24 protein-coding genes and 1 tRNA gene are annotated in these 22,450 nt (G+C 38.6%); 5 read left to right on the top strand and 20 right to left on the bottom strand.

Annotation, left to right across the window (positions count from 1 at the left end; genetic code table 11):
- Positions 1-233 precede the first annotated feature (233 nt).
- The gene (locus SLP02_RS21500; protein WP_319422761.1) at positions 234-4,166 is read right to left on the bottom strand and encodes a hypothetical protein; all 3,933 of its coding nucleotides are present in this window, start codon (positions 4,164-4,166) and stop codon (positions 234-236) included.
- A 386-nt stretch (positions 4,167-4,552) separates the two neighbouring features.
- Between SLP02_RS21500 and SLP02_RS21495 the strand changes: the two genes are divergently transcribed.
- Positions 4,553-5,752, top strand: a complete 1,200-nt coding sequence (locus SLP02_RS21495) for an HhoA/HhoB/HtrA family serine endopeptidase (RefSeq protein ID WP_319422760.1) — start codon at positions 4,553-4,555, stop codon at positions 5,750-5,752.
- Positions 5,753-6,011: 259 nt separating this feature from the next.
- A tRNA-Leu gene (locus tag SLP02_RS21490) sits at positions 6,012-6,097 on the top strand.
- 326 nt (positions 6,098-6,423) lie between these two features.
- On the opposite strand, the gene SLP02_RS21485 is transcribed toward SLP02_RS21490, so the two are convergent.
- The 16 genes from SLP02_RS21485 to SLP02_RS21410 form a co-directional block, all read right to left on the bottom strand.
- Positions 6,424-6,687 carry a hypothetical protein gene (locus SLP02_RS21485; protein WP_319422759.1) on the bottom strand — a complete coding sequence of 88 codons (264 nt, stop codon included), beginning with the start codon at positions 6,685-6,687 and terminating at the stop codon, positions 6,424-6,426.
- Positions 6,688-6,840: 153 nt separating this feature from the next.
- A complete protein-coding gene (locus tag SLP02_RS21480; RefSeq protein ID WP_319422758.1) occupies positions 6,841-7,149 on the bottom strand; it encodes a hypothetical protein in 309 nt (102 codons plus the stop codon).
- Positions 7,150-7,206: 57 nt separating this feature from the next.
- Positions 7,207-7,458 carry a hypothetical protein gene (locus tag SLP02_RS21475; protein WP_319422757.1) on the bottom strand — a complete coding sequence of 84 codons (252 nt, stop codon included), beginning with the start codon at positions 7,456-7,458 and terminating at the stop codon, positions 7,207-7,209.
- Positions 7,436-7,768 (bottom strand): hypothetical protein, encoded by a 333-nt coding sequence (locus tag SLP02_RS21470; protein WP_319422756.1) that lies wholly within the window; start codon positions 7,766-7,768, stop codon positions 7,436-7,438. Before SLP02_RS21470 ends, SLP02_RS21475 begins: the two co-directional genes overlap by 23 nt.
- A 7-nt stretch (positions 7,769-7,775) precedes the next feature.
- A complete protein-coding gene (locus SLP02_RS21465; protein WP_319422755.1) occupies positions 7,776-8,969 on the bottom strand; it encodes a hypothetical protein in 1,194 nt (397 codons plus the stop codon).
- Between the two features lie 2 nt (positions 8,970-8,971).
- Positions 8,972-9,691, bottom strand: coding sequence for a hypothetical protein (locus SLP02_RS21460; RefSeq protein ID WP_319422754.1), 720 nt, complete (start codon positions 9,689-9,691; stop codon positions 8,972-8,974).
- A 251-nt stretch (positions 9,692-9,942) separates the two neighbouring features.
- Entirely contained in the window at positions 9,943-10,467 is a 525-nt protein-coding gene (locus SLP02_RS21455; protein ID WP_319422753.1) for a hypothetical protein, read from the bottom strand.
- The gene (locus tag SLP02_RS21450; RefSeq protein ID WP_319422752.1) at positions 10,467-10,778 is read right to left on the bottom strand and encodes a hypothetical protein; all 312 of its coding nucleotides are present in this window, start codon (positions 10,776-10,778) and stop codon (positions 10,467-10,469) included. The genes SLP02_RS21455 and SLP02_RS21450 overlap by 1 nt, the downstream gene beginning before the upstream one ends.
- A gap of 402 nt (positions 10,779-11,180) precedes the next feature.
- Positions 11,181-11,582: a hypothetical protein gene (locus SLP02_RS21445; RefSeq protein WP_319422751.1), complete on the bottom strand. Its 402-nt coding sequence runs from the start codon at positions 11,580-11,582 to the stop codon at positions 11,181-11,183.
- Entirely contained in the window at positions 11,579-11,884 is a 306-nt protein-coding gene (locus SLP02_RS21440) for a lysozyme (protein WP_319422750.1), read from the bottom strand. The genes SLP02_RS21445 and SLP02_RS21440 overlap by 4 nt, the downstream gene beginning before the upstream one ends.
- Entirely contained in the window at positions 11,877-12,230 is a 354-nt protein-coding gene (locus SLP02_RS21435; RefSeq protein WP_319422749.1) for a lysozyme, read from the bottom strand. Before SLP02_RS21435 ends, SLP02_RS21440 begins: the two co-directional genes overlap by 8 nt.
- Entirely contained in the window at positions 12,211-12,711 is a 501-nt protein-coding gene (locus SLP02_RS21430; protein WP_319422748.1) for a hypothetical protein, read from the bottom strand. Before SLP02_RS21430 ends, SLP02_RS21435 begins: the two co-directional genes overlap by 20 nt.
- Complete coding sequence (locus tag SLP02_RS21425; RefSeq protein WP_319422747.1) at positions 12,708-13,442, bottom strand: hypothetical protein; 735 nt, start codon at positions 13,440-13,442, stop codon at positions 12,708-12,710. Before SLP02_RS21425 ends, SLP02_RS21430 begins: the two co-directional genes overlap by 4 nt.
- 6 nt (positions 13,443-13,448) lie before the next feature.
- Positions 13,449-13,685 carry a hypothetical protein gene (locus tag SLP02_RS21420; RefSeq protein WP_319422746.1) on the bottom strand — a complete coding sequence of 79 codons (237 nt, stop codon included), beginning with the start codon at positions 13,683-13,685 and terminating at the stop codon, positions 13,449-13,451.
- 2 nt (positions 13,686-13,687) lie between these two features.
- Positions 13,688-14,251 (bottom strand): hypothetical protein, encoded by a 564-nt coding sequence (locus tag SLP02_RS21415; RefSeq protein WP_319422745.1) that lies wholly within the window; start codon positions 14,249-14,251, stop codon positions 13,688-13,690.
- Positions 14,252-14,367: 116 nt separating this feature from the next.
- A complete protein-coding gene (locus SLP02_RS21410) occupies positions 14,368-15,171 on the bottom strand; it encodes a hypothetical protein (RefSeq protein WP_319422744.1) in 804 nt (267 codons plus the stop codon).
- Positions 15,172-15,224: 53 nt separating this feature from the next.
- Here SLP02_RS21410 and SLP02_RS21405 point away from each other — a divergent pair, with 53 nt between their 5' ends.
- From SLP02_RS21405 to SLP02_RS21395, 3 genes are read left to right on the top strand one after another with little or no spacing between them, the layout of a single operon-like run.
- Positions 15,225-15,599, top strand: a complete 375-nt coding sequence (locus SLP02_RS21405; RefSeq protein WP_319422743.1) for a hypothetical protein — start codon at positions 15,225-15,227, stop codon at positions 15,597-15,599.
- Entirely contained in the window at positions 15,600-16,346 is a 747-nt protein-coding gene (locus tag SLP02_RS21400; RefSeq protein ID WP_319422742.1) for a hypothetical protein, read from the top strand.
- A 12-nt stretch (positions 16,347-16,358) separates the two neighbouring features.
- On the top strand, positions 16,359-18,740 hold the full coding sequence (locus tag SLP02_RS21395; RefSeq protein ID WP_319422741.1) for a hypothetical protein: 2,382 nt from the start codon (positions 16,359-16,361) through the stop codon (positions 18,738-18,740).
- An 83-nt stretch (positions 18,741-18,823) separates the two neighbouring features.
- Here the strand turns inward: SLP02_RS21395 and SLP02_RS21390 are convergent, their stop codons facing one another.
- From SLP02_RS21390 to SLP02_RS21380, 3 genes are all read right to left on the bottom strand, one after another.
- Positions 18,824-19,309 carry a hypothetical protein gene (locus SLP02_RS21390; protein WP_319422740.1) on the bottom strand — a complete coding sequence of 162 codons (486 nt, stop codon included), beginning with the start codon at positions 19,307-19,309 and terminating at the stop codon, positions 18,824-18,826.
- Positions 19,310-19,734: 425 nt separating this feature from the next.
- Positions 19,735-21,144, bottom strand: coding sequence for a site-specific integrase (locus SLP02_RS21385; protein ID WP_319422739.1), 1,410 nt, complete (start codon positions 21,142-21,144; stop codon positions 19,735-19,737).
- A gap of 375 nt (positions 21,145-21,519) precedes the next feature.
- The gene (locus SLP02_RS21380; RefSeq protein WP_319422738.1) at positions 21,520-22,344 is read right to left on the bottom strand and encodes a hypothetical protein; all 825 of its coding nucleotides are present in this window, start codon (positions 22,342-22,344) and stop codon (positions 21,520-21,522) included.
- Between the last annotated feature and the right edge of the window lie 106 nt (positions 22,345-22,450).

The raw sequence follows: 22,450 nt of genomic DNA, 5'->3' as shown, positions 1-22,450 counted from the left end.
TCTCTAGAGAAGTCTTGAGGCGATTTGTCATGTTTTTAGATAATCAAGAGTTGGAAACTATTAAATACAGTATTTGTTTCTGCCCGTGTACCGATTAATTGTTAGTTCACAGTTGCTAAGGAATGGGAATTAATCATCAGTAACTTTGGCAAATATGCGATCGCCAAGCAATTCTTATCTTCGTGGGATAATGTTTTTTAGATTCAGCTAGCAGTAGGCATCGCTGTTTACTTTTATTGCCAAGTTTTTAATTTATCTTCATAGCTTTTTAATTGATTGTTTAGGCGATCGCGCTTTTGCTCAAAGCCTGCTGCAATTATAATTGAGCAAATTCCTGTTACTAAGCCCACAATCCACTTTAAAAAAGAATAAGTTAAAACCAAAATAATTAACTGATAAATAGTCGTCAATATTAAAGTAACTGTACCCACAAATAAAAAGGCTCTAATCTTAAATCCTAAACCGACGAAAATTAAGCTAAAGCTAATAACGCCAGGAATAAGCCCCCAATCTGGGTAAAATAAGGCAGTTACACAAACAAAGCTACTGCCTGCTATACGTAAATAATGGCGTTGTCGGCGATAAGACTTAAAATAAGGATCGAACTGGGCAACGTAAAGAATAGACAGACTAATAATTCCTGCAATCCAAATCAATTCCGTGTTGTATTGCCAAACCAGTCTAATGATGCCCCAGTTAATAAATCCTAAGCTAATATAGCTCCAGCGTAAGTTCTTTTGGTAGTAGACAATGCGTAGATAAAAAGCTGCCACAATTATCAAGCTGAGATAGGAAACATCCTCGGCTGTAATTAGAGTCATCAGCGCAGGAATAATCAAAGCCGTGCGTTGCCAAGGAGTTTTACGCCAGCCCAAGTTTTGCCAGGGTATTTGATAAATCAAAAGGGCAACGGCACAGGTAAATATAACTCGCCAAGGATCGAATAAGCTTAAGCGAGTGATAATTAGACGGCTGTAAACTAAAGTAGCCACTATTTCTACCAAGCCTATATATACCCACCAGTCGTTTGCTTTATTTGCTGTTGCTTTATCGCGTCTACCCTGAATAAGAGCATAAGCGCCAAGACAAAAGCTAGTGGCAATACTAATAAAAGTTAAACGAGGTGCAGCACTTTCTAGAGCAATACCCGCAGCCATAATTTTAAAGATACTGCTCATTGCCCAGTGCAGATGAGCAATCAAAATAACCTTAGACAAGCTAAGATTAAACATCGTTGTTTGACGGCGTTGACGATACCACCAGGCCATTAAACGATAAGTAAAGGCGATCGCAGCAGCTACTAAAGCTAATACAGTTAAGCCATCGGCTACACTTCCTCCTGATGACTGCAACAGTCGATAAATAACTAATTCATAGATCCCAACAGAAATCCCTGCCAAACCGAGATAGTTAATTAGTTTATTAATTTGATTATTATTCTGGCGAGTATTAACTAGAGTCAAGGCTGCCCCCAGAGTTAATAATCCTGTATAAGAGTCAAAGTAGGTAAGTCGCCAGATTATGCCCAAAGCAGCATAAACCAAAGGCACGTAGGCTAAATTCAATCTTGCCCAGGGTGAATCGGTTTGAGCTAACCAAGCAATAATAATTAAACATAATAATCCGAGAATAACATTAGCGATCGCCCAGACTAAACCATTACCTCCCAAAAGCCCAGCTACACCTACCGTTAATAATTCCCCTAACCAAACCAGAGTATATAAAACTAGGTTATTAGGTTGCTGACGATAACGCCAAAAAATAGCCCCTATAAGTAAAATAGTGGTGAGCAAATATTGAGAATATTGCCCAAAATCTTGTAAATTGAGGTAGATAATGCTAACAACAGCTAATTCGGTAGCAATTAAAGCGATCGCCCAATAGTCTGCTGCCTGGATATATTTACCCATCAGCTTATAGTTTTTGGCTTCCACCCCGACTCCCAAAATTCCGTGGGCATTACGTTGAGAGATATAGTCGAATTTGGGAGTGGCGAGCGCTTTTTTTAGATATAGTCGAAACTGATATACGCAAAAGAGAATGACTACACCTACTGGTAGCCAATTCCAATTGCTTACAAAACTACTCAGTAAGTTGGCAGTCAGACTTAAAACAAAACCTAAATGAATTGCGGTAATTATAGTGCGACGCAGGTTAAAGGTATTAATGTACATTAAGCAAATCGCGATCGCCAAGGCAATAAATCTAGTTTCGCCTTGCCCAAATAATAATTGAGCCAAGATTAAAGCTATGCAGCTAAGAGAAGTTGCTAACCGACGCTGTTGAATATTGCGAGTATATTTGGCAATTAGAGTCAACATCCCAGGGATAATTAACCAAACTAAACCCCAGTAAGAAGTTGTAGGAGTCGCTAACCCTTTTACTGACGACAAAAAACAGGTGTAGCTAACAGCAGCTAATAACAAACCAAAATACCAAAAGCTTTGCTGTAGTCGAGATCTAAAAGTAAAAGTAATAATTCTTGGCTGCTTTATTTGACGCAGATATATCCCCCACTCGCCAACCAGGAGTAAAACTAAAATACTGCCCCACGCTGACTGACTCAAATTAGGTAAATTAACGGCAATTGCGTTAATTACGGTAACTAAACCCAACAGGTGAGTTAGGTAAACTAGCGAGTTTCTCAAAGGCTGACGAATATAAGCGACATAGCCTAAAGTAGCCGTAGACAAAAGTAAATTTAGCGATCGCCAAGTAGGATTAGATAAGCTAAGACAGGTTAAGACCATACCTAAAATTAAGGTAAGCCATTCAGCGTATAAAGCTAACTGAAGCTTTTGCCGACGATACAACCAACTGGCAATAAAAACAAACAGAATTACATAGGGAAAAAGAGTTATCCCAAATACTGACTCAGGAAAATATTCAGTTTTGCTAACCGCCACAGACAGATCTAAAGCCTGGCTGCGTAAACTACTAGGGATTAATTCTTTAGAGATATATAAAGTCTGCAAGCCAACTAGAAAAATGGCGGTTAAATCTCGTTTACGCCAATAAAGAGTTAGCCTTTGATTAAATAAATGAATAGCCAAAACGCTTATCCCAATAGTTTGCCAGTAAAAAGAATTTGCCCCCGTAACTCCTGAGACAATGGACATTATCCAAGCCAAGCTTAAGATAAGCAGACTAATAAACTGCCAGATACGGCTTAGAAATATTGCTGTAGTATTTATTATTTCTAACTTAGTTCGATCTTGAGTTAAATAAATTGTCCCTAGTAGCCAAGCGAATAAAGCGATCGCTAAGTTATAGTTTGTATAGGTGCTATCTATTAATCCTCTAGCTAATAGTAATGACCATGCAGCAAATAAAAATAATAAATTATTTCTAGGATATTTTGGTCGTGGTAAGAAGAATTTGTAGTGAATTAAACTAATGGCAATAATACCGCTATATACCGCAATCAGTGGCAAAATAGGCAACTTCCAGCCTAAATGTAGATAGCTAAGTATTAAAAAGAACGGTGCAAAAAACTTGTTTGTGTCTGTTTTTCTTAGTTGAAACTTAAAATAAATCGTAGCTGTCAAGGTAACAAAAGCAATAGCAATAGTTATCCATTCCCAGATATTACTACCCAAACCAAAGTGATTAATAGCCCAGAAGTTAATCGGAATTAATAAAGTTGCGCTCGCCCTTAATGTTTGGGAAGTTAACTTTAAATTATTCTGTTTACTTGACCAAAATCCAAAACCCCAGAAGCAGAGAGTATAGGCTAAAAGAATTAAATATTGTCCAAACTTAGGAAAATTATTCCACTGACTTGCTGCTAGCACACCAGAAGAAATAACAACCAAAAATATACCTAAAAATAATAGCCAGCGAATACTTAATTCATCTAAGAACCTTAGCCATACTTGCGTAATAATATTAGGCTGGGGTGCAGCTTTAACTAAAGTTTTGGCAGCTACTAAAGAATCTGATTGAGTTGCTGCTAAATTACTGGCAACTTCTATCTCAGGTAAAGGACAGCTTAAATGATGGCGACATATCTTTTTAACTTGTGCTTCGCTAATCAAATCCAACTGCAACCATTGATCTAAACCCTGCAATAAATTAGGCTGATTAGCTTGAACGTATATTTCTAAGCTCAACCAAGAATTAGCTTGAGGATTCACTGCGTCAATGTAGTCATCGTTGTGGGACATAAAACTAGCACAATCAACTTACGCTCCTTTTATATCTTAATTAACGCTAGTTCGGTTGAGCATATGTTTAGGCTTGGTAGCTTCAAGATTTTAAAAGTAGACGGAAAAAAAGTCTGACTTTATATTTGTTCTTAGTGGCTAAGAGCTAAAAGCTAAAAGCTAAAAGCTAAAAGCTAAGAGCTAAAAACCAACAAATCTAAACGATTATTAATTCACATTAAGCGTAAAATATCATTCAAAATTCAAAACATTGTCACACCAAAGACACATCATCTATCTAAATTAGAAAGATAGACATTATAGTTTAATTCAGAAATCAACATTTAATTTTATTTATATCTAATCAATAACTAAATTAAACACTAAACATAAAGCTAAATTAATTAATGACAAAACTATCACCTTGGCAAACAGCAACGGCTTCTGCTTCTCTACTTCTGTTAGGCGGTGGAATAGCCCTGGGTGGCAATTATTTAATCAATTCTCCTCACAGTGTTGCTAACGAATCAGCAGAATCTTCGACAGTCACTAAAGATGAATCTGGTCAAGCAGCGATCGCTCTACCCCAAAATTACGTCAGTAATGTAGTACAACAGGTAGGAGATTCAGTCGTGCGTATTGACGCATCTCGTACTGTCCCAACAAATGCCTCTCCTCTGCTCAAAGATCCCGTCTTCCGTCAATTTTTTGGCTCGCAGATACCCAATATACCCAGTCAACAGGTTCAAAGAGGCGTTGGCTCTGGATTTGTAGTTAGCTCTGATGGTTTGATTGTTACTAATGCTCATGTGGTAGACGGTAGTGACAAAGTAGAGGTGACGCTCAAAGATGGTCGCACATTCAAAGGAAAAGTTATGGGGACAGACTCCTTGACTGATGTAGCGGTAATCAAAATAGAGGCAGACGGTTTACCCGCCGTTACTTTTGCAGATTCCGATCGGTTACAGCCTGGAGAATGGGCGATCGCGATCGGTAATCCTTTAGGCTTAGATAACACCGTCACTACTGGTATTGTCAGCGCTACAGGTAGAACCAGCGCGCAAATCGGAGTTGCTGACAAACAGGTTAGCTTTATCCAAACTGATGCTGCCATTAACCCTGGTAACTCTGGAGGACCATTGCTCAATGCCCAAGGTGAAGTGATTGGGGTCAATACCGCTATTATTCAAAACGCCCAGGGAATTGGTTTTGCGATTCCTATCAATACCGCCAGAGATATAGCTGAAGAATTAATTGCTAAAGGCAAAGCAGATCATCCATTTTTAGGCATCCAAATGGCAGAAATTACCCCTGACCTAAGAAAACAGCTTAAAAGCCAAAGAAATATAGACATAGGCGCAAACAAAGGCATTTTAATTGTAGGTGTCGTCCCCAATTCTCCCGCAGATAATGCAGGATTGCGATCGGGAGACATAATTCAAAAGATTGGCGATCGCCCTGTCAGCAAAGCTGATGAAGTGCAGCAGATAGTTGCCAAAACTCAAGTAGGCGATCGACTACCTTTAACTCTACAGAGCAACGGCAAACAGCGACAAATTGAGGTAAAAGTTGGCGTATTACCTGAACCTCATAAAGCTAGTCGATAACTTCTTATTTCAATTAGATTTATAAGTTTACTCACACCACCAAAGCAATAAGTTAGATTACATTATATTTCTAGCTCATTGCTTTTTTTTTGCTAATTTCAAACCCTTCAATTCTTGAAATTTACTCGAAAACGCTAGTAAACTTTAGCTTTTATGCCGATCTAATTATTTAAAAGCCTAAATTGCGCTCAATATCTCAACACTGTATGATATATTAGTCTTTGTTGAAAAAAGCTACTTTTTAACATAATCCATGCCAGGGGGTATGGCGGAATTGGTAGACGCTGCGGATTTAAAATCCGTTGACCGTAAAAGGTCGTGGGAGTTCAAGTCTCCCTACCCCCATTCGGCTCAAAGCCTCATCTCAACCGACTTTCATCGCAACGACCTTTTACAATCAGCCGTTTTTTGCTCAAATCCTGCTCAAAACTGAATATAGCAACAAGTTTGTGATGAGTGCAACGAGTACTTATGTACCCCAATTTATCGAGCGGTTAATCAAAGACACAAAAAAGACGGGCTGTAAAATATCACAACACCGTCAAACTGTCAAATCTATTAATTGAAATTTACTCTAACATCTACTCGCATGACAGGATGTGCATAAGACTAAAATCGCATCCTGTCATGCGAGTACCTTATTATTTCTATTTTCCCTTGTCTCTATTAGCCTATTTTCTATCGCTTTCTAGCTTTTCTAATATTCTATCTACTAGTACTCTTGTCATTTTTTGAGACTTTATTACTTCCCTCAAACTAGCTATTATTGTTTCGTCTTCTAGTTTCTTTTTTTCTTGGTAGTCAAACCAGTTTTTTACAACTAACCTCAAAGCCCAATCAAAATTTACATCACATTCGGTTGCTAGTTCTTCAACCTTCAACACGTCTCTTTCAAGTGAAAGAGCAATCAAGTCTAGTACCTTATCTCTATCCATGAAATTCTCCTGTATTTTCAATAATTCCCCAAATCCCCAAAACTACCCAAAACCGCTTAATTCAAGCGGAATATTAAAGCGTCTGTTTCTACTACCCCTTTTTGACCTTAGGGTCGCTTAGTTGAATTGCAGCCAAGCAATGTATAATAGAGGCTAATTAGCCTCTTCTCCCATCTCTTTTCTTTTTTTAATTCTGACTTTGAGCAGTACCTCAAGCATCTCATCGTCAAAAGCACAAATAAAACCTAGTATTTTTGCCCACATTAGCTCTGTCGCTTCGTGCATGGTTACTGTTCCGTCCTTTGGGTCTACTACTACCGTTTCGTATTTTTCCCAGTCCTGTACGATTACGTCTAAGGCTCTGCTATAGCTGGTTTTATCTTCTAAAGCTTTAGCCTCTATTATCTCTACTGTATTAATATCCAAGCTAAAGCCCTTCTGTTGCCTAAACGATCTCTTCATAAGCCTCCTTTAATGTCTGTATATTCTAAAAACGTGGCACGTTTCGTTGCACGTTTTCTACTTACGCCTACGCTTTCTACGCTTCTCTTTTCTGGCAGCTAATTCTTGAGCATCTGTCCCAGCATTCAAACCCTGTAAATAAGCCAACAAGTCTTCTAGCTGCTCATCGCTCAAAAGCAACCTAGAACGCTTCTGATAGCGTTTATTGATAACATTCCTACAGGCTGTAACAGACCAACCTAGAATAGCCACCTCGTCATCTATCGCGTGCTTAAGTTCCCAGAACTTAATCGCATCTTGTTGTTTCATCAGATGTAGCCGCCAAAAGAACAGACATATCGTGTTCCAGCAAGTCTAGTTCAGCAAGATTGCTTGCAATCTGAACTGTGTGTTTTTTTATCCATTTTTTTGGTTTTAGACTAGATAAGATTTTAAACTGAGCAGTGTACATTGCTTTTTGGTTTCCTATCCACTTAGGCAATGTTTTTTTGTGTTTTTTGAAAAAGGTATCGTTTTCGGGATATTTGTTTTGAAAATATTCAAACGCTTCAAATTCACGAGTTGCATAAACAGCTAAAGCGTTATAGCAATTTATAGCTTCAAGTTCCGTAAGTTCCATAGCTTTCCTACCCTTTGCTCCATTTTCCTTTTTGCAATCTCAGTCCCAAATCAAGCAGGCACTCTTTGATATCTTTTGGTCTAGGTGCTTCAAACAGCCATTCTTGTTGTACCCATATATCTACTTGACTACGTATCTGTGCGGTATAAAGTTGCAGACCTATCCCCGCACTTTTAGCGTTCCTAGCTTCAGTATTTACAAAGTCTCTAAGCAAGTTACTAAGTCCCGCGCTTTTTTCTGTTTCCTTCTTGAACCAATCCCAATAGTCCTTCATTCTGCTAACCGCTTCTGCGTCATCGCTCCAGACACCAGAGGCAATCCCACAAGCCATCAGGTCAAGGCTAATAGTTCTGTACTGAGAACCTAGCCCTTGTACCGATTTACTCAAGATGCCTCTGGTCGTAATAAAGCTATGGGCTAGCTCAACATCCCAGAAATCCTCAAACAGCTTAGAGAAGCCCTTCCAATTAAGACCGTGTAAATCTAGTAGTTTACTCTGCCAATTGCCATCAGTTATCCCTAGCTCGCTTTTACGCTCATCCGTAAGTTCCTCTACTCGTTTACAAGGGATTACTATCAATCGTCTTTTTAGCTCTTTAAAACGGTCATCTAGGTGTAGTGGTGTAATGCTAGAGAATATCTTTGGACAAAAGCATCTAAACTCTATGTTTATCCCTGTTTCCCTAGAAGAAACAATTATCTTGTCTGTACTTTTGTCATAGCCAAACTTGAACATATTATAAAGTTCAGGGCTATTAGTAAAAGTACTCGCGCTAACGTCGTCCCAAACCATACAAATGTTACTTTCGACGGCTACCGCGCTACCTACTTCTCCTGGTTCTGCTCCTTGCCTGTATGCCCATGCTTTTTTCCTTCCTGAGAGACTATTTCTTATTGCAGCAAAAGTATCACTACTAGAATTAATTGGACTGCCATGTAAATAGCTAGCCACTTTAGCAACTGTTGACTTACCGCTTCCCGATTGTCCATTGAGGAATAGATAAGGCACAACCTTACACAAAGCAGAAGGCAGCATGAAGTAAGCAGCGATAATATCGTAAAAGTCATAAGGCAGAAATATTGTTTGCTTTAAAACGACTAACAGGTTTTGAGCTAAAGTTAATTCGTCGTTATAGAAACTTTCCCAGGTGTCGCCTATCCCGTCTTCAGACTTGAATAATTCCGAATAATCGTACGCCATAGTTATCTAATAATTGCCATTAACATTTCAAAGTAGATTTCAGCAAACCCGTCACCTTCTTCGTCTTTACAGTGTATTTGTCTCGTAAGACTAAACAAGGAACTTTCTTCTGTGAAAGAGGTATCGTTAATATCAACAGCCATTTGTTTTTTAAGAAAAGCAAGTTTATCCTCAATAGATATTACTTTGCTATCGCTACCACCCTTCTTGAAACCCCCACTAAACGGCACTGAGTACTCTGGTAGTTTTCCGCTTAAGTCAATGACCTGAGTGCTTACATTTGTTGCCACCAAGGCATTTAAAGCAGCCTCGTCCATCGACGCACATATCCCGTTAGGTACAAAAGTAAGTTCCCCTTTAATACCACCAGAAGGAGGAATAAAGAAAGCTTCATGCACCTTAATATGGTCATACAAAGCCTTCTCAAACACAGAGGGTTGATGTTTAACTCCCTGCCAGTTACCGTTAGCATCTTTTCCTCTTATCTCGTATTCTCGTCCGTAGATAGGGATGGCGCATAGTCCTGGCAGTAGCGCGTCGCTTGCTTTGAAGCTCCTAACGACCCCAGAATAATTAGTGATAAAAGCAGCCACAATGTAAGCATCATCTGTAGAGTAAACCTTAGCCTCGTCAAACGAGATTTTAAAGTAAGCTTCTGCTTTGTCTCCTCTGAGTTTGCCATAGGGGTCGTCTTTGTAGGGGTCTAAATACTTTACTGTCATTACTGTTCTCGGTATATGTTTGCGTTAAAACGATTAATAGATTGCTTCTGAGAGGATAGAATAATGAGAAGATAGTTTTCTCAGATAGTCTTTTTCTCCTGTTTCGTGTAGCCTCTTGTTCGTTACATATAGCAACTCTGCTATGATTGTCTCTGGGTCTCTATCCTGTTCGAGTGCTAACGTTTCAACTGCGTTGATAGCTAAACCGATTAAGGTAACAAGTCAAACATCGTAAGGTGATTCTATTGGTGTCATGGCAATACTCTAAATTTCTCTAATTCTTTTAACGTAAGCAAGTTCTTTCTAAAATCTGACTCAAGCAGTGCTTTTACTACCTTGTTGCCGACTGGCAGCCTTTCAGGAAAAATAATTTTAAGCTTACGAAAAACGTCAAACTGGTATTCTTCTAAAATGCCTAAAATTAGAGCAAACTCGGTTAAGAATGCACCCTTAGCCTCTACGTAAAGAAAAGGCTTAACCCCTTCAGCGCCACTAGAGATTACAAAGTCAACCTTCCATGTTTTGCCTTTTGGATAAGAAAACCCAGGTGCAATTACCAATACAGGGACTTGCCTTGAAATCTTGTGTTCGCCATACATTCTTTTGAGTTCTAGATAAACTTTAAACTCATGCTGGGAATCAAATCTCCAGATATGAGAAGGTAGCTTAAATCTTTCTCTTACTCGAAATTGCTCTATTGTTTCAGGAGACTCCACGGAACAAGTATTTGAGTTCCAGACAACAGGCTTTGCTTTGTACTTTGGTCTCACTGACATTAAACAGACTCCTCAGAAGAAGACTCTTTAATATCCAAAACTCCGTAGTAATTGTCCCATGCCTCACTGACAAGATTTAGTACACCCTGTTTCCCTAAAACAAAAAGTGTCTTGCATATTCCATTGCCTACGTAGTCGAGAACATACTGACGGTCATAGATAACCCTAAATACGGTTGGTACAGCGTCGCCAATTCGTCGAATACTTCTAACTGTCTCGTATCCAGCTTTGCTAACCATCGCTGGGTGTAAAGCTTTAGCATACTTATTGCCCGTCATTTCTTGCCAGCTAATAGTTTCTATATCAGGCATAATTTTCCTGTTAAATTGTTAATCAAAGTTTCAAAAGTAATCTCTCAGAGCTTTAATCTAAAGGTGAGTAAATTTGACTTTTTAAACTTCATCTACTATCCTTTTTTTTCTTTAGCATCAGCGAAAATACGTAAATTTTAGATAAAAATTAGTTTATTTGTTGAATACTTGAAATTAATATTTTAAATGTAAATAATTGTTTACTAACTATTGACGTTAGCGATTTCAAAAGCAATTATATTAATAACCCTATTCCGCTACGCTCCAAGGAAAGTATACTAGGGGTGGGTGGGCGTAGCCACAGGGAAATAAGTACTTATATAAAAGCTTTACTTGTTCTCTCTTCTAAGAGCATCTTCTAAAAGCGTGCCACGTTCTGTGCCACACTTTTCAGATACACATCTACTCACTAGTCACTTGCTTGATAATTTTCTTGGTAGCCGATATTTCTGTTTGCAGTTCTCTTGTGTCTTTAACTTCTGGTAAATCTTGAATCTCTTCTATCGCTCCTTGAAGTCTTCCGTATCCTTCTTGTCCTTTCAAAGACTCTTCGTATATTGCTCTTAAATTTTCGTAAGCTTCATCTTTTTGTTTGATAATCTCAGCTTGAGTATCTAACTTAACGGCTACTTCAGAAAGCTTGTTTGCACTGCTACCGATAATTAACTGCGTATTAGCTACTCTTAAGCCAACTTCAGGCGCACGGGCAACTCGTATACCCAAACAAACAATAAACACAAAAGCACCTCCAGAAAGTAAGTTTAACGATAGTGGAGGCAATCTAGAAAAATTCCTAGTAATCATTGTTTTACAAATAACTCGTGTTCGTCTTTCCTGCGGTTAATTAGCCCTGGTAAAATTCTTCCCCCACCACGTGTCCAACGACTAAACTCGTTAGCTGCTTTTTGATAGTCTTTGTAATTAAGCAATTTAAGTAAAGTGGACTTACTAAACGCACCAACGCCTACGTTAAAAGTAAAACTGACTAGCGCGTCAAACTGATTCTGATTCAGTGGCACAGTTACAAATCGAGTTACAGCTTTTTCAAAAATACTTAAATCCTCTTTTAGTAATCTCTCTGCTTCAAGATGGCTATGGCTAATCATTTGTCTTTGTGAATTGTAGTTTTTCTTGCTTAACTCCCTTGGTATGCCCATAGCCAATCGTCCAGACATCCGCAGGACACAGGTAAGCATTAGTCCTCAATCCCTCGTACTTCTTTATCAACATAAAGCCAACTTTAGATGTTCGCATTTGTTCATTTTTGACTTCTTTGGGTTGAGTCATCCAGCCAACGTAAGGTAACGCATCTTTTGGTCTAGAAGGCAGGTTTAAGACTTTTCTTGCTTCATCATCGATTAAATAATCTACATCCAGATACCCATCCTCATTCTTTTTACTAGATATTATTTGTATCGCTCGTTCTCTCGCCTTATGAAATGACAGGCTCATCTGTTATCACCTCTGGTACAAATATTGTTTTTTCTAAGTAAACAGGTTGACAAATAAGTGTAATCGAATTTAGAGCTTGACTTGAGGTAATTTTCAAAGTGTCTAAGGGTGAAATCAAAAAAGTCCTCGTAGAAATGTTCCCAGCGTTAAGAGATATTATCTGGCTTAAAACTCTTTTTCCTTCTCTTAAAATTGTAAAATTGACGTTTGCGTAGTTATAATTGTTTGCCGTATTTTCGTCCATAGCGTTCGGATTGTCGTCGGCTACAACATCGGTATTCATTTCTAAAACAAGATAATCTTTAGAAATAGCCGAGAGCAATTTAAACTCGCGAGATGTGTTAGGTTCAATTTTTCCAAGTACTATTGGTGTATAGCTTTCTAAATCCTTTGCCCTGTAAACTAAGCCATCTTCTTTAAATACGGCAATCGAATCTGTACCGTTTAAAATAATATCTTTTTTTATTGAACTTTCCATCATAAAAATCCTAAATCTAATTGTAATCTGTTACTTACCGCTCGTCTCAAAGCTTCTCCTTGTTCAGGTGGCAGTATCGCAGCCAGTCCCTCAGCTAAGGTGTAAACCCCAGCATTTGTCTGGCTGATGCGAGTACTGAGTTGCGATTCTCTAAAGTCATCAAGTTGTACCTGAGAGCTTTCTCTAGTTTGCAATTCTGCAAACTTATCGGTTATCAACTCTTCAATGATTGTTAACTGAGCCTCTATTAAGCCACTCGGTTGATTTGGGTCAACGCCTAGTGCATTGCCAATACTAAAAAGAGCATCTTTAACAAAGTTAAGCGTATCTCCTGTATACTCGTAGACCCGTACGCTACAGTCTTTAAACCAAAACGGTGGAGTGTATCTAAGTCTAAACCTATCGGGACTAATCCGATTTGTTTCAACTATCTGTAACCTATTAATAAACAAGCGTGTCGGTAGACTTTGAAGAACTCCTGTAACAGGATTGTTCCCCCCAGGAGCAAAGTTGTAAACCTGTCTGATATCCCCTGCAAACTGCCAGCTAGGCTTGCCTCTTGTTGTTCCTGCTATAACGGCTATGTAGTCGGAAAACAGACTAACTCCGAGGTCGATAGGAAGTATAGGGGTATGAGAGTTTTCATTGACAATAGTAGCTGTTCTGTTAATATTCGCTACGACCTGCCAATCTTCAGAGTTATCAAAGAATATTAAGTCTTGACCTGCTGGCATAGCTGACTATGTTAGCCTCATTTCTTCTAGGTTACCTTCAACAGTTTCTAAATAGCCGTCAATATTCACCTGAGCCGTTTCAAGTAAATCGATGTACTCCTGAAAGCTAATTTTTTGAGCTAAAAAATCATCTTTGGCTATTTCGACAATAGAGTAAGTCTTCATTAGTCCATCTAAATCACTATCGTTCATGTCCCTAGTACTTCCACTAGGGATAACTAGCTCTAATGCCCTATCAAGCATTTTTAATACTTTTCCCTGGAAAAACTAACTGAAGCTGTTCCTAAAGTGACAACAGCAGCACTTATCCCTTTGCGTACTTCTGCCTCTGCCTTTTCAGTAGCCGACGCACCATAAGGGAAAGTATAGGATTTCCCGTTTTTCTTGTCGTATCTTTCACCTGTAATTTGACTCAATGTTGACGTTGAAGCTGTTCCGTAGTCAAACACAGTTACCTTAGCAGGAATAAACCCAGCTAACTTAACGTGATTTTCAAAATCAACGGTTATCTGATTGCACTGAGTCTGTACTCCTGCTAAAGGAGCAGCCTCATCGGCACGTTTTGACTGAGCAACAATAGTTTCTTTCCCCGCTGCACCATTAAAATAAAAAGGCAGTACACTCACTTTGTTAATTTCCCCAGGCTTGCTATCGGCTGCTCTAGGGTAAACAAGTCTAGTTTTCTTCCCAACGAAGTCTTGAAACTTTTTGGCTACCGTCCCCGTCGGTGCATCAGGAGTTGGTGCTGTGGAATTAGGCGCACGAAGCATTTCTAGTCCGTACTTTAGCCTACTAAATCTTTTAGCCATGTTTATTTAACTTTGAATATGTGTTTTTGATAATGATTCGTGTTTCCTTTGTAGCGCACAAAATCAGCTTTTAAGGCGCATTCTTTAGAGATTCGACCTATGGGGCGCACACTTTTTTAAGCAATTTTAAAAGCTCTTGCTTTAGTTCCCGTTCTGTCTACTAAAACCAGTGGTTTGGTAATACCAGGGATAAATAATTCTGCATAAGAAAATTTAACCGTTGCCAGTGGTCTTTTCTTTGGTTTTTGAATCAATTGTCCCATAACTCTAACTGTTCCAGGTACGTTGTAATTTTTCCCGTCAATATGTTCTCTTAGATTTGTATCCCAGTCTGGCTCGCTATCGTCCTGTATTCTAATCACTTGTTCAATTATTTTTTTTGCATCTGTTTCATCGTCTGTATAAACCGTAAATCTATACGTTTTTTCTTTATCCCAATAAGTAAAAGCTTTTCTTCCTTTGCGATAAAAAAATACTGGCTTGGCAAAGTCATTTAGTATTTTTGTAGCCAATAGATTGATGTTTGTAGTCGTATAATCTTCTTCCCTCCAGCGAAAACTTACCTCGCTTCTAGCGGGTCTTCTACTATTATCAGAAGCCTCGTATTTATCTTCTCTGAAGTGAAGCTTTACTTGAGGATAATAGGTGTTGGATATCTCAAAGTCAGTACTAGGAATACCATAGATATATTCATCTAACAAGTTCCCCGCTTCTACCCACCAAGTCAACATCCTAGCTAAAGTAAGAGTCATCGTATCCGTATCCTTATGCAGACAAATCCGTTTAATTAGTTGTCTAGGCGCAGCCGTACTAAGGCTAGCGTCATCACTACCGTCAACGTCTCTAAAATGCTTGTTTATAGCCCTATTAAAGTAGGTTCTACAGTAACTTTGAAACGTTTCTACATCTGGTTTACTCATTTGATTAACTACCTGTTATCTTATTAAGTACAAGTATACTAATTTAAATAACTATGTCTCAAAAAACACTGACTGATTTTTTTGGTAACAACCATGTTGCAAGTGACAATCTTTTGACTATTGACGTTTCTGAAGTTATGGCGTTTGCGACAGATTCGTATCAAAGTTACAACGTTGCTAGTATGCCACCAGAAGGAATAGTTACGGCATTGTTGGCTTACTGGCATAAAAATAATTATATTGATAACGCAACTGGCACAAGATTGTCTGTAGATAAAAACATACCTTTCGTATCAAATTTAGACACCATAAGAAGAGTTTTGGTGACTAGAGGCAACGAAACTCAAGTAAAGCATGATTTTACCTTTTCTGTTTACACGCAGGACAATAGTAGTTTCAATCCAAAAAACTTAGTGGGCAACTTGTAAATGACAATTGAAAACTGTCCAAGTGGAGTTCAGTTTAAGTATAACGAATCAGATTCATGGACATTGCTTGACGCTGATTCTTACGAGGTAGGTTACCTCTCAGGACAATGTTTTGTCGGCTACCAAGTAAATTTTATGATTGTAATCAGAGAATATCTTATAGATTGTGACCGTGATAGCAAAGGAGACTGTGTTACTGATTATTTTATCAGAGCTTACAAAGACAAGACTGTATCTGGTAGTTTAACCATTTCAGGAAAATTTAAAATTTCTCAATTCCCGTTTAACGTCAGTTCGCATCAACCGACCGTTCAACGTCTTGACGGTTCTATAAAAACCTTAGCCGACTGGAAAGGTTCGTACTCTATTGCAATGACAGGAGTTACTTCAACGGGAAGTTCAAAAGGTGTTAATAGAACTACTGATTTCTATATCCCTTCTCAGTCTCAAGCGGACTATGATACTGTATCTGGGAAGAGATATAACGCTAGACTTTTTTTAAATAATTCTGTTGTGCTTGACACTTGTATTCCTTTGAGTCCAGAGCCATCTGACTGTGTAAGGAATTGTACGTTTACAGCGTATAAAAACAATTCACAAATTTACAGACAGATAAGTGGCAATTGTCCAATAGTTTCGTGTATAAACCAAGCTTGTCCAGAAAATACTTGCGACGTTATGTGTGGTGACACTATTTGCTGTTACAACTCAAAAGGAATATCAGTTTTTAATTATCCAAAGCCGTAGGAGGACAAAAGTATGCCAACGCCATGTGAAGACTTGGTAACTAAAGCAGAATTACAAGAGTTGCGCGACCAGCTAAATGCAGTGATAGGAGAGAAAGAAGAAGGGGGGTCTGTATCCATCTTTGAAGCAGGTAAAAACCCTTTAGTATCAGCAACTTTAATAGGAGGAACTTTTTTAGGTTCAACTAGATTTAGAGCAGCAGAAGCTATAACCAATCTTATAGCCGAACCTGTTACTAGTACTGCGCCTCCTTTGCAGTCTGTCCCGTCTAAGGTTAACTGGTTTAATGTTAGAGGCAATGGTACTAAGCTTCCCCTGCCTGACCTGACGAAGGTCAGCAAAGTAGCAACAGAAGGAGCGGTAGCTACCGAATTAGCAGCTAAGACAGCCGTAACTGCGTCGGCTGGCGTTCTGTTATTGTCTAACTTAGCAAATATAGCTGCATCACTAGGTTTAAACATTGCAACCATCAACGTTTTAGACGCTAGAATCGACGCTGAAGCAAAAGGAACTCAAGTGGCAGTAGATAGTGTTAACGCTGGAATGCTTAGGCTGTACCAAAAAAACCAAGGTGATATTAATGCTGCTAACGCTGAAATAGACGGTGTTCGTGCTGATTTAACTACAAATCAAAACAAGGTTTCTGCCGTAGAAGCAGACGTACGAAGAAACAGGTTTGCTATTGAAAGTGTTTCTGAGAAGCTACAAGAGGCAAACTTTTCTATAGCAGATTTACAGCAACAAACCCAATCTCTCAGAGATGAACTTAGTAATTTTAAGCCAGAAGTTACCGAGGCAATAGTTAGTCTAGACAATACCGTAACAATTATCGAAACTCAGTTGCTTGAAGCAGCAGCAATTATTGCTGAGCAAAAGGTAACGATTACGGAGCTTGAAACCAGAATAGAGGCACTAGAAACGGTAGTAGCCGACCTTGGTTTTACAGTAGGCGTATTAGATGCGCGATTACATATTCTACAGTTTGAGTTCGACCAGCTAAAGCAAGATTTAACTGAAGATAAGGAGTTAGCTAATGCTAAGGCTAAATTGACAGAAGCAAGGTTAATTATTCTTGAACACAGAAACAGCGTCAAAAGTGGTGGAGGAACTTCTGCTTCTGTCAAACAAGAAGTAGCTTCTACTCAAAACGGCTTGCTTGAGCTTGCTAATCGACTTACAGGTACACAAACAGAGCCAGAAACTATTCATGACTATGACCTAGACAACAATTCTCAAAAGTTCAAACAGCAATTTGAAGATTTATTACCCAACATAGAGAGCCCGAAAGTGCAAAAACAACAAATAGAAGAACTGAAAACAGATATTAGTACAGACTTTAAAAAAGAACTCGGTCTAGCTATTGGAACTTTATTACTACCAGGGCTAGTTACTATTCAAAACCAAACTACGCCACAGGCTCTTAGTCAAGGCGCACAGTCAGGTATTTGTAACAGTCTTAATGGAGGTGGTTGTCCCGTCTCTCCAGGTAATCTTAACCCCACTCAAGGACTAGGGGCGATGATGAGCAAGCTTTTAGGGGGGCAAGATGTGCTAAATGCAGGTTTAAACGCTACAATAATTACTCAAAACAACGGGCTAAGAACCATTGCCCAAAGCACTAACGACATTGTTAGTCATCGTGATTATGGACTAAAGAAAGTACAAAGTTTTGCTTCTACCGCTTGGAAGGCTACACATGGGGACAAGATACTTAATGCTATTACTACGGCCGTAGTTATTCACAATGGTGTAATGTTGTCCAGGGGACTAGGCAATACTCTAGCCGATGTCGCCACTATCACATTTCAAGCTATGGGAGTACACGACTCGGACGATAAGCCGTTCGATGTTCAGTCGATACTTAGTGCTAAGTTGACTCAATTAATAGACTTTGCTATAGGGGAAGAAAAGCACAAAGCACTGACGGATAAAATAGCTTCTTACAGCCGTGTTTACCAGTCGGCAGCTAACCTAGCAGACTTAACCTTTAGTCTGTTTGATTCGGCTAGAAACATCGCTGAATCTTCTGCCGTTAACACGGGTAAGATAGGCAACGCTTTAAGAGAGGCAGGAGCAGTCTATGAAGATGCTTACGGAGAGATGTCTGAAAAGTACAGTCCTCAAAATAAAGCCATGCGCAAGCTATCAGGACTTACCGAGAACGTACAGGATTTTGCAGAGAAAGCAGATAGAATAGGAGAAATGAGTGGAGGGGTTATAGAAATCAAGGAGAGCTATGCAGAACTTCAGTCAGAAAGACAAGTACTTGAACATGAGGTTAAGTTAGCCCTAGACCTGAAAAAAGAAGAAAAAGACTTAGCGAAAAAAGATGTTCTCGCTAAAACGGAAGTCAATAATATTGATTTTGACCCCGCTCCGTCTGAAAACAGCTAAATTAGCTAAATTAAATCAACGAGTTTATAGGCATTTCCAGAGAGTGTGCCACGTTCTGTGGCACACTTTTAGAATACGCCTACCTACCTCTTCATCCAAACACCATCAACTATTTTGTAAGCCTCTAGCTTTTGCTTGATTATTTTCCCTCTAGGCTTTTGGATGCCATGCCTCCACAGCTTAACTTTCCATTCACTTTGACCTGTAACGGCTGCCATCATCTCATCTGTCAGCTTCTGCGGTTCTTCCATCTTTATGGTCTTATTGAGTTCTTCTAACTCCTGCTCTAAGCGAGCTATTTGTTCTTCTAGTTTCTCTGTCTTCTCAGCGCATCTAAAATGAATATCCACCCAGTCATCTAATGCCCTTTCCAACCTCTTTAATCTTTCTTCTAATAGAGAACTGTTAGCAATTCCTTTCGATGCCTCTTTATCATGTCTTATCCCTTTCTTTGTCATAGCCTCCACCACTCTTGACTCAGTTACCCGATGCTTGTCTGCGTAAGCCGTTATCAGTTCCTCTTCCGTAATATCGAAATACCCCGTAATTGCTGTTTTATCTTCTGTCATAGCTTCGTTCCTCAGCCTTTGCTGTTAAGTATTTTTGTACTAACTTTACTAGCCTGTCTTCTGTTTCCATTGCTCACAAAAACAGTCACAGAACACCCTAATCAGCGATGGTTACAAAATGGCTCGAAGCCGAAGAATGTCAACTGCTTGACCGAAGGTTTTTTACGCAGTAAAAACAGTTTACGTTCGCAGGTGAAGAGGTATAATACCAGGGCTTGCTGATTAGGGCTGACTCAAGACCTGTAGGTTTCTTGTTGACGTTTTGATTATTTGGTTTTACCATTGCTTTTGTGTAAGAAGAGTTAGTCCTGCATGCCAGGGCTTCCTTTTTTTTGCTTGTTTATAAACAATAAAAAGGACTCCTGTTACAGAGTCCCTTTTTGATAAGCATATTGAGTAAATATATACCTAGTCCAGTAATATGCTTATAGTAGCGTAATAATTTCGTCTTTGTCTTTCTGATAGATGATTGAGAGTATCTTAGCTGATATCTCTTTGTCTTCAGGGGAAGAGGTACAGAGCCTCTTAACGGACGCTAGAGCGGTAACAAAGTCAATTGCCTGTACGTTTGAATCGAGTAGTAAATCGATAGTCGTCTGTGTAGATTGACGCTTCTTGTACGTGCCATCATTCATTGCTTCTGTATGACCAAGGGATTGTGACCTAACCTCTTTTGAAATACCCGCTTGCATCCCGTTAATGTTAGCTAGATGCCTAAAAGCGTGTGTTTCTGTGGTTGTACCATTCCATCTCGTTAAGCATTTGTAGGCGGTCTTATTGTAAAAGTTGCTTATGGATTTCGAGTTATTGCTTTTAGGCTTGTTTGTTGGTACAACAGGAGATTTAAGGTTCAGTTTATCTATCAAGTCAGGATACTTAGGTGGAATCATTGGACGAGCGATACGGTTTCCTGTTTTAACAGTAGTATCAATCGCTGTTTTATCTCCTATGTAAATTAGGTTTTTGATATTACTAGCATCATTAAGAGCAGGTATAGATACACCGTCCTTAGTAATGTAAGCCTCAAATAGATTCTTGATAGCAAAGACTTCACTTATTCTCAAGCCATAGGTTACCTGCATAGAGAACACCCACATCCAAGCTTCTCGAGCATCTGTATTTGACAATTTGCTTAACTCTTTGGTTACACCAAGTATTTCGTCTCTCCAGACAAGAAAACTTTCTAAGTCAGCGTTTTGTAGTTCTTTAAACTTAGTTTGAACAGCGTTTATTTCACACAAACAATCGTAAATATCCGTTCTGCGAATTGTTCTAGAAAGATGCTTCATAGCCGAAACCGCTCCTTCATAAGTTTTGCTGCCTTTTTCCCAACTACTCAAAGCGGTTTCAATACTATTTAGCTCAAAAGGCTTGCCTAAAGGAAGCTTTTTGTAAAAGCGATAGTAAGTATCATTCCAGCTAGTTTGGTCACTGTGATTACTTTTGTCTCTCTTGCGTTTGGTTCTACTCAGCCTCTCCCAAAAGTCATTTTCTACTTTTTTTATAGCTTCTTCAAAAGTTAGCCTGTCGTCAATCAATTGAGACTCTTGTTCTACTTCTTTTTTATACCAGTCCCAAAACTCAGTCTCGCTTTTAAGACTATCTAATTTCTCTTTGACTTTATTAGCCTTCCTAACGGCATCGTTCATCCCGTCGATACTAAAAGTACAATTGCACTTATGCTTGCTTCTAGGTGTGTTAGGAGTCTTGAACTGAAGATAGATATTGTTACTACCTTTGACAAGCGTTACCCCTCTAGGCGTTTGCTTCTTATAGACTTCCCAGTCTTTTCGTAAAGTTTCGTAACCAACTTCAAAGTTATAATCTTTGCTCACTTTTTGCTCACTTTAGTTCTAATGGTTAATAAATAAGGGGTTGAGCCAATGTTAATAGGTTGGTTGGACGGTCTAGTGGGAGTTCAAGTCTCCCTACCCCCACTTCGCTATCGCTCAGTCTTCAAAAGACTTTTGTGACTTAAACCATAACTTTGCCACCTCGGCAAGCTTATGCTTGAAAATGACTTTGGCAAGCTTATGCTTGAAAAACAAACTTTATAGGGATGGAATAGTAAAAGTCTTCTGTATATGCAGCAAGCTTTAAACATTTAGCAAAATAGAATGTAATACGTCAATTGCGATTTGTTCTCAGTGGAGGAGCGTAATCATAAATCAAAAATACAAGAAAATATTTTTAAGTAAATTCACATAATACTAAACATGATTATTCTGAAAATGCTTTAAAACATTTCTTACTTCTTTATATCTAAAATATCCAGGCTTATCTAAATGTTGTGAAACACTCATTTCACTGGGGTATATGCCTTGTAAGTACAATTTTTTGGCAATGGCTTCAACCTCAAGGCAGTAGGATTTAATTTTTTCTTGAGAATATTGTTTTTTGTTGGCAATATATCTTTGAGAAATTTTTTGGCATAGTTCGGGAAACTTTCTGGTGAGGACTCGTCTGTCATATCCAAGTTCATTTGCTATTTCGGTCACAGGAGGAGTTCTTGTTTTGTCAATCAAAATATCTAGTAAATATTTGTCTACAAACTGAGAGTCTATTTTGGCTTTATTTTTACTTGATCGAGCTAAATGTCTATGAAAAACCTCATCATAATTTATGAGCCTTGAACAGATTAGATGCGATTTATCAATTGCCAAAAATTCTATAACAGAAAGATTGAGATGATAAGAAATACTCAGCAAAGTATCTATTTGTGGAATCGATTTGCCTTTAGACCACATCCATACAGTGTTCTTCGGAATCTGGAATATTTTGGCAAAATCAGCAATATTACCTTGTGTAACTTGATTGATGCACAAATTAAAAGAATTTGAAACTAAGTTTCTAGATATTGGTTTGTCTAAACTATGTGAGATTGAAATCAGCTTTTCAATATTTTCATTAACGTATATATGCCATTGTGTTTTATATTTGTTTGAGCTTTGCTGATTTTGAGTTCTCTTTTTTAAACCGTTACCAAGCCATTTCCCACATTTTAAACAAAAACCTACTCTGGAGTTTGAAGCCAAGGGAGAAAGTTCTCGAGCGCAATAATGACAAAGATTTGCGAGAGGAGTTTGGTGTAGGGAACAAGTTTCTACTACGTTTATAGACCAAATAAGAGGCTCATATCTG

Source organism: Pleurocapsa sp. FMAR1 (genome assembly GCF_963665995.1).
Lineage (GTDB): Bacteria > Cyanobacteriota > Cyanobacteriia > Cyanobacteriales > Xenococcaceae > Waterburya.
The sequence above is the reverse complement of the archived record's forward strand: the minus strand, read 5'-3'. Positions and strand labels throughout refer to the sequence as shown.